This is a genomic window from Actinoplanes sp. NPDC024001 (genome assembly GCF_040638955.1).
Classification (GTDB): domain Bacteria; phylum Actinomycetota; class Actinomycetes; order Mycobacteriales; family Micromonosporaceae; genus Actinoplanes.
The window spans coordinates 1-6,727 of sequence record NZ_JBEZZB010000296.1 but is presented as its reverse complement, the minus strand read 5'-3'; the positions used below and the strand labels follow the sequence as shown (position 1 = coordinate 6,727).

8 protein-coding genes are annotated in these 6,727 nt (G+C 72.0%); 3 read left to right on the top strand and 5 right to left on the bottom strand.

Annotated features, from left to right (window positions below; all coding sequences use genetic code 11):
- Both AB0F81_RS49905 and AB0F81_RS49900 read left to right on the top strand, forming a co-directional pair.
- A partial coding sequence (locus tag AB0F81_RS49905; RefSeq protein WP_360211276.1) for an AbfB domain-containing protein occupies window positions 1–500 on the top strand: 500 nt, incomplete at its 5' end.
- A 132-nt stretch (window positions 501–632) separates the two neighbouring features.
- A complete protein-coding gene (locus AB0F81_RS49900; RefSeq protein ID WP_360211274.1) occupies window positions 633–1,805 on the top strand; it encodes a cytochrome P450 in 1,173 nt (390 codons plus the stop codon).
- A gap of 3 nt (window positions 1,806–1,808) precedes the next feature.
- On the opposite strand, the gene AB0F81_RS49895 is transcribed toward AB0F81_RS49900, so the two are convergent.
- From AB0F81_RS49895 to AB0F81_RS49880, 4 genes are read right to left on the bottom strand one after another with little or no spacing between them, the layout of a single operon-like run.
- Window positions 1,809–2,201 (bottom strand): hypothetical protein, encoded by a 393-nt coding sequence (locus tag AB0F81_RS49895; protein ID WP_360211272.1) that lies wholly within the window; start codon window positions 2,199–2,201, stop codon window positions 1,809–1,811.
- A complete protein-coding gene (locus tag AB0F81_RS49890) occupies window positions 2,198–3,346 on the bottom strand; it encodes an MAB_1171c family putative transporter (protein ID WP_360211270.1) in 1,149 nt (382 codons plus the stop codon). Before AB0F81_RS49890 ends, AB0F81_RS49895 begins: the two co-directional genes overlap by 4 nt.
- 4 nt (window positions 3,347–3,350) lie before the next feature.
- Window positions 3,351–3,875 (bottom strand): hypothetical protein, encoded by a 525-nt coding sequence (locus tag AB0F81_RS49885; protein ID WP_360211268.1) that lies wholly within the window; start codon window positions 3,873–3,875, stop codon window positions 3,351–3,353.
- Window positions 3,876–3,919: 44 nt separating this feature from the next.
- Window positions 3,920–4,411: a hypothetical protein gene (locus AB0F81_RS49880; RefSeq protein WP_360211266.1), complete on the bottom strand. Its 492-nt coding sequence runs from the start codon at window positions 4,409–4,411 to the stop codon at window positions 3,920–3,922.
- Between the two features lie 281 nt (window positions 4,412–4,692).
- Between AB0F81_RS49880 and AB0F81_RS49875 the strand changes: the two genes are divergently transcribed.
- Entirely contained in the window at window positions 4,693–6,072 is a 1,380-nt protein-coding gene (locus AB0F81_RS49875; protein WP_360211264.1) for a S28 family serine protease, read from the top strand.
- Between the two features lie 47 nt (window positions 6,073–6,119).
- Here AB0F81_RS49875 and AB0F81_RS49870 read toward each other — a convergent pair.
- Window positions 6,120–6,727 (bottom strand): cellulose binding domain-containing protein (locus tag AB0F81_RS49870; RefSeq protein WP_360211262.1); only part of this gene is annotated, 608 nt, incomplete at its 5' end.

The following is a 6,727-nucleotide window of genomic DNA, read 5'->3' as shown; positions in this document are numbered from 1 at the left end:
TGGCCGCCCCCGCACCGGTGCGGACCACCACGCCGGCGCCCTCGCCCGCCGCGGTCCGCCTCGGCCGGCTATCGCTGGAGTGGGTCGGCGGCGGATACCTCGCCAACGGCGGCACCGGCGACGACGTCGTGACCGTGGCCGACGTGGACGCGAGCAGCGCCGCGCGGGACCGGCGGCGTGCCACCTTCATCGCGGTCCGCGGGCTGGCCGACCCGCAGTGCTTCTCGTTCCGCACCGGCGACGGGCGCTACCTGCGGCACTACGAGCTGGACGGATACACCAGCGCCTTCGCGTCCAGCCAGATCTTCCGGGAGGACGCCACCTACTGCCCGCGGCCCGGCGTCACCGCTGACTCGGTCATGCTGCGCTCGTTCAACTATCCCGATTTCTTCCTGCGCTGGGACGGGACCCGGTTCGGCATCGGCTACTTCAAGGACACCGAGGAATTCCGTACGGCGAGCTCGTTCCGGGTCCGGGCGGGCCTCGCCCGGACAGTGTGATCTTTCAGGCTCCGCCCGGATCGCGCGCACCAGTAGCGCAATGAGCGATAAGTGTGATTCGATCTGTACGAGGGCCGGGCATCTTCCCCCGTGGATGCCCGGCCCCTCTCTGCGTCGGGAGGGTTTCAGGACATGGCGGCGGCTGCACTTCCGATCGCCGAAGCGTTCTCCACCGATCCCCATGCGGCCTATGCGCAGCTCCGCGACCAGGCCCCGGTCTGCCGCGCCGAGTTGCCCGACGGGTCGCCGGTCTGGCTGGTCACCCGCTATGCCGACGTGCGCGCCCTGCTCGCCGACCCGCGCCTGTCCGTGGACAAGAGCAACGGCAACGGCAGCTGGCGCGGCTTCTCCCTGCCGCCGGCGCTGGACGCCAACCTGCTCAACATGGACCCGCCGAACCACACCCGGATCCGCCGCCTGGTGTCGCAGGCGTTCACCCCGCGCCGGGTGGAGAGCCTGCGCCCGCGCATCCAGCAGACCGCCGACGCCCTGCTGGACGGGTTCGCCGGCCGGGCCGAGGTGGATCTGATCAGCGAGTACGCCGGCCCCCTGCCGGTGGCGGTGATCTCCGACCTGCTGGGCGTGCCGGAGGCCGACCGGGCCGCCTTCCGGTCCTGGACCGACACGATGCTCGTCCCGCCGGCCGGCGACCGGGCCGCCGCGGCCCGCTCCGTCGTCGCCATCCACGGATATCTGGTGCAGCTGCTCGCCGTCAAGCACGCCGAGCCCGCCGACGACATGCTGTCCGCGCTGATCGCCGCCCGCGAGGACGGCGACCGGCTCAGCGAGGACGAGCTGACCTCACTGGCGTTCCTGCTGCTGCTCGCCGGATACGAGAACACCGTGCACGCCATCGGCACCGGGCTGCTGACGCTGCTGCGCCACCCCGAGGTGCCGGCCGACCCGCGGAACCTGGGCCCGGCCGTCGAGGAGCTGCTGCGCTACGAGCCGCCGGCCTCGGTGCTGCTGCGGCGTTTCGCGACCGAGGACATCGAGGTGGCCGGTGTCGTGGTGCCGCGCGGCGAGACCGTCCTGCTGGTGGTGGGCGCGGCCAACCGGGACCCGGAAGCCTTCCCGGCGCCCGGTGAGGTGCGGCCGGGCCGGCCCGGCACCCATCTCAGCTTCGGCCACGGCATCCACTACTGCGTGGCGGCCCCGCTGGCCCGCATCGAGCTGGAGATCGCCATCGGCACGGTGCTGCGCCGCTTCCCCCGGCTGCGGCTGGCCGTGCCGGCCGGGGAGCTGCGCTGGAGGCCGTCGTTCCGGGCCCGCGGCCTGGCCGCGCTGCCGGTGCTCGTCGGCTGACGGTCAGAACCGCACGTTGCCGTGCCGGTAACCGCTGAGCGTCTCGGCGGTCTTGGCCACCAGCGCGGCGCCCAGGTCCACCCCGAGATATTCGGACAGTTCCAGGGTGCGGATCAGGATGTCGGCCAGCTCCCGGCTGAGCGCGTCGTCCGGCCGGCGGGCGCCCGGGTCGAGGTCCAGCGAGCGGCTGCGGATCTCCTGCAGGGCTTCGCTCACCTCGCTCTGCAGCAGCGCCATCCGGGTGGCCGCGACATAGGCCCGGCCGGACTCGTGGGCCTGCTCCAGCGCGCCGGCGCCGGAGAACAGGTCGATCTCACGGGCGTACGCGTGCGCGCTGCGCTGAGCGTCGGGCAGCAGCGCGGCCAGCGCCTCGATGTGCCGCAGGGCCTCGCTCACCGGGCCACCCCCACCTCCGTGCCGGCTGCCGAACCGGCGATGCCGGGCGCGCGCAGCTGCCGGGCGACGCGCAGCAGCTGCGCGGTCTCCTCGGCGATGTCGGTGCCGCCCCGCGGGTCGGCGACGTAGCGTTCGGCGGGTTCCTCGCCGCGGGCCTTGGCCCGGACCGCGGCGGCCAGCACCGCCGCGTGCACCCGGTCGCTGGACCCGCCGGCCGCACGCGCGACGCGGGCGTCGAAGTACGGCCGCAGCGCCAGCCACCCGTCGCGGATCTCCACCACCCGGCGGACCAGCCGGTACTCGATGTCGCGCATCGCGCCGAACCGGGACTGGCCGGGGTCCAGCGCGATCTCCGGGGTCGCGTCGTAGAGCAGCTTCCACAACGGATAGAGCCGGTGATAGGTGCGCAGCCGCTGCAGCCACGGCCCCCACGACGGGATGGTGAAGCCGATCAGCATCAGCACGCAGCCCGGCCCGGTGAGCAGCGGCGACATCTGCTGCTGCACGTCTGCCGGGATCGGCTCGTAACCGGCGTTGCGGGCGACGATGTAGAAGCCCTTCTCGACGCAGTAGGCCAGGCCGAAGACCGCGCCGTAGCCGACCAGCCGCAACCCGATGCGCAGGAACCGCTGCCGGGTCAGCCCGGCGAACCGCCAGGACAGCCGCAGGATGTCGGCGAGCGCCACCACGAAGTAGCCGAGGTAGACCAGCATGTACTGCGCCATGAACGGCGCGTCGCCGTAGCGGACGGTGAACTCGCTGGTCAGCGAGGTGTCCAGGGGCGCGAGGACGAAGAAGACCGCCATCGCCACGACGGCTGCGCCCACCGCCGCGAGCCGGATCCCGGTGCTGCGGCGCCGCGGGTTCTCGACCGTCCAGTAGAGCAGGAGCAGCTGCACCGACACCGCGAAGCCGAGGATCCCGTAGTGGGCGATCAGCCGGGCCAGGTTCGGCACGCCGGTCAGCTCGTCGACGCGCACGTAGACGAACGGCGTGTTCACCGCGGGCGCCCAGACCAGGCAGGCGAGCATGGCCACCAGCGCGCGCCGGGCCCGGCTGCGCGGGTCACGGACCAGCGGCGGGATCTTGTAGGCCAGCGCCACCAGGGCGAGGAGCGCAACGACCGGATAGATCACCTTGGACACGGGATCACCGCGGCCCGGGGTCGATGAGGGTGTGGTGCAGGCGGCCGAGCACCGGCGACGCGGCGGGATCCTCCGGTGGCGACTGCCGGGACCGGGCCAGCACCGAGCGGCGCAGCAGCAGGGAGGCGATCAGCTCGGCCTCCTTCTCCTCGACCTCGCTGTAGTTGGTGCGGCCCAGCACGGCCCGCACCAGCGACGGGTCGAGGTTGGGCAGCAGCAGGCGGGAGGCCTCGGCGTCCAGGACCGGGGCGGTGAGGTGACCGCAGATCAGGTGGCCCAGCTCGTGCCGGATGATGTGCTCCTGGTGCAGCCGGCTCGTGTTCGCCTCGTAGAAGATGGCGTCGAAACGCTCGGTGCGCACGGCCAGCCCGCACGGGCTGTCGGCGGGCAGCGTCTCCTCGAGAAGGTGGATCGGCCGGCCCTGACGCTCGGCGACGACGTCACACAGGTCGCGGACGTCGGCGGTGTCCGGCAGGCCGAGTTCGGCGAGGATCCTCTCGCATCGGCGGCGGAGCGTGCGGTCTGCCATGTCTCCTCCTTCCCGTCGGCTTTCCGGTCGGCACCATAGCGTGATCAGCCGTCGTTCTCGCGGTCCAGTCCCTCGAGCTGGCGGCAGCGGTCGACGAGCTGCTCGATCAGGCGGGCGCTGTCGTCGGACAGGCCCTGCTGGCGCAGCACCCGGCGCAGCGCCACCTGCTGCACCTTCATCTGGCGCAGCTCGGTGAGCAGGTCGATCTGCTCCTGGACGCGGCGGGTGATCCGGCTGTCCACGAAGAACGCCGGGTCGACGCCGAACGCGCGGGCGAGCGCCTGGATGTGGGAGGTGCGCGGGTCGGTGGTGATGCCGCGGCGCATCTCCCCCACGTACGCGGCGCTGATCGTCACGCCGGTCCCGTCCCGCTGCGCCGCCTCATTGATCTTGGCGGCGATCTCCTTGGTGGTGTACCGCCGGCCGGCCTCCTCGTGCGGCCCCAGCTCGCCGGCGGTCGGCCGCACCCGGTCGAAGAGGAACTCCAGCCGATCGGCCAGGGTCTCGAGCTCCGGCAGGTCGCGGTCCGCGGTCACCAATCCTCCTCGATGGACGCTCGATAAACGGCTGTGTCGCGCATCGCCAGCGAACGATACATCCGTTGACACCTACGCCGCGGGAACGCGTATAGTCTCCTGCGGCGAAGCACATGCGTGGCTCGATGTTGGAATCTAAAGCAACAGGCGTGTTCTGAGCCAGTTCACCGCCCCACGGGGACTGAGGGGCCTGGCGCCTCAGGGGGGACGGCAACCGGCGGGACGAGCCGTCCGTCGGCGGCCACTCCCGCTGATAGCCTTCCGTCGATATGGTGGCGGGCGTGAGATCACGCATCGCGGCAGTAATCGTTTCCCTGCTGATGGTTCTCTCCCCAGCCGCCGCGGCTCGCGCCGCGGACGACCCGCTTCTGGCTCAGCTCGCGGCGATCCCGGGGCTGACCGTCGTCTCCGAGACCCAGGCAACCGGCTACCGGTTCTTCGTGCTGACCTACCGTCAGCCGGCCGACCACCGTCACCCCTCGGCGGGCACCTTCGAGCAGCGCCTCACCCTGCTGCACCGTTCGAACGCCGCCCCGACAGTCCTCTACACCAACGGGTACGGCCTGGCCGCCAGCCCGCGCCCGACCCAGACCGAACCGACGGCGCTGCTGGGCGCCAACCAGGTGTCGGTCGAGCACCGGTTCTTCACCCCGTCCCGGCCCGCACCCGCCGACTGGTCCGATCTGACCATCTGGCAGGAGGCGACCGACGAGCACCGGATCGTCACCGCGTTCAAGTCGCTCTACTCCGGACGCTGGATCCAGACCGGGGCGAGCAAGGGCGGCATGACGTCGGTCTACCACCGCCGGTTCTACCCCGACGACGTCGACGGCGTGGTCGCCTACGTGGCCCCGAACGACGTGATCAACCCGGCCGACCGGGCGTACGACAGGTTCTTCGACACCGTCGGCACCCCCGAGTGCCGGGCGAACCTCGACAACATCCAGCGTGAGGCGCTGAAACGCCGCGACCGGCTGGTTCCCGTGCTGGAGGCGAACGCCGCCGAGCAGGGCTGGACCTTCCACCGGACCATCGGCACCGCCGACCGCTCGTTCGAGATGACCGTTCTGGACACGGTGTGGGCGTTCTGGCAGTACAGCGACGCTGCCGACTGCGCCGCCGCGCCCGAGGCGGCCACCGCGACCGACGAGCAGCTGTACGCCTGGATCGACGCGGCGGCCGGATGGAGCTTCTACACCGACCAGGCCCTGGAGTACTACTGGCCGTACTACTACCAGGCCGCCTCCCAGCTGGGCTGGCCGAGCCTGCGCTTCGAGCACCTGCGCGGCCTGCGCAACCACCCGGGGCTGTACACGGCGAACTCCTCGCTGCCGCCGGAACTGCGCCGCAAGCACAACCCGGTGCCGATGATCGACATCGACCTCTGGGTCCGCACCGCGTCGCAGCGCATGCTCTTCGTCTACGGCGAGAACGACCCGTGGGGCGCCGAACGCTTCACCCCGAGCAGGCGCGACTCCGCCCTGTACGTCGCACCGGGCGCCAACCACGGCGCGAACATCTCGCGCCTGGCCCCGCAGGACGCCGCCGCGGCCACCGCCATGCTCCGCCGCTGGGCGGACGCCCCGGCGACCTTCGCGACGAAGCTCTCCGCGGACCTGCCGATCGACGACATGCTCGGCGACCGCCGCCGCATCAACTGACCCCACCACCGAGCGCGCCCGCCGGCACCAGCCGGCGGGCGCTCCTGTCACTCGTCCTCGTCCTCTTCGTCTTCGTCCTCGTCGTCCGAGGACTTCTTCGTCTCCTTCTTGGCCTTCTTGGCCTCGCTCTTCGACTCCGATTCGGGCTGGGCCTTGACCGCGCTCCTGGTCTTCTTCGGCGGCGGCGGTTTCGTGCTCGTCCCCACCACCAGCAGGGATGTCCGGCAGGCCGTGCCGTTGAGCTCGAAGCGGTCCGGCAGGGCGCTGGCCGCCTCGTACGTGCCGCGGATCGTCGCGGTGCGGCTGCGCCCGGCGGCGAGGTCGCCGATCTGGGCGGAGATCGTGCGGCCCTGCTGGCGCCAGGTGCCGGGAGCGCCGTCGCGCAGCCGCTGCTCGCCGGGTAGGGTGAAGGTGAGCCGGGCGGCCGGGATCGCCACCTTGCCGGTGTTCGCGATGCTGACCTTGGTGGTGAACCGGCCGTCCGTGGTTCCGGAGACGGCGTAACCGACGGCGCACGCCGCCGACCGCTTCCTGATCTCGGCCGCGGCGGGCGGGGCGGCGGCCTGCACCGCCGGACCGGACGGGGCCGACGGTGCGGACAGGCCGCCGGGCAGCGCCACGGCGGCGACCACCCCGGAGAGCACGATCGCGGCGG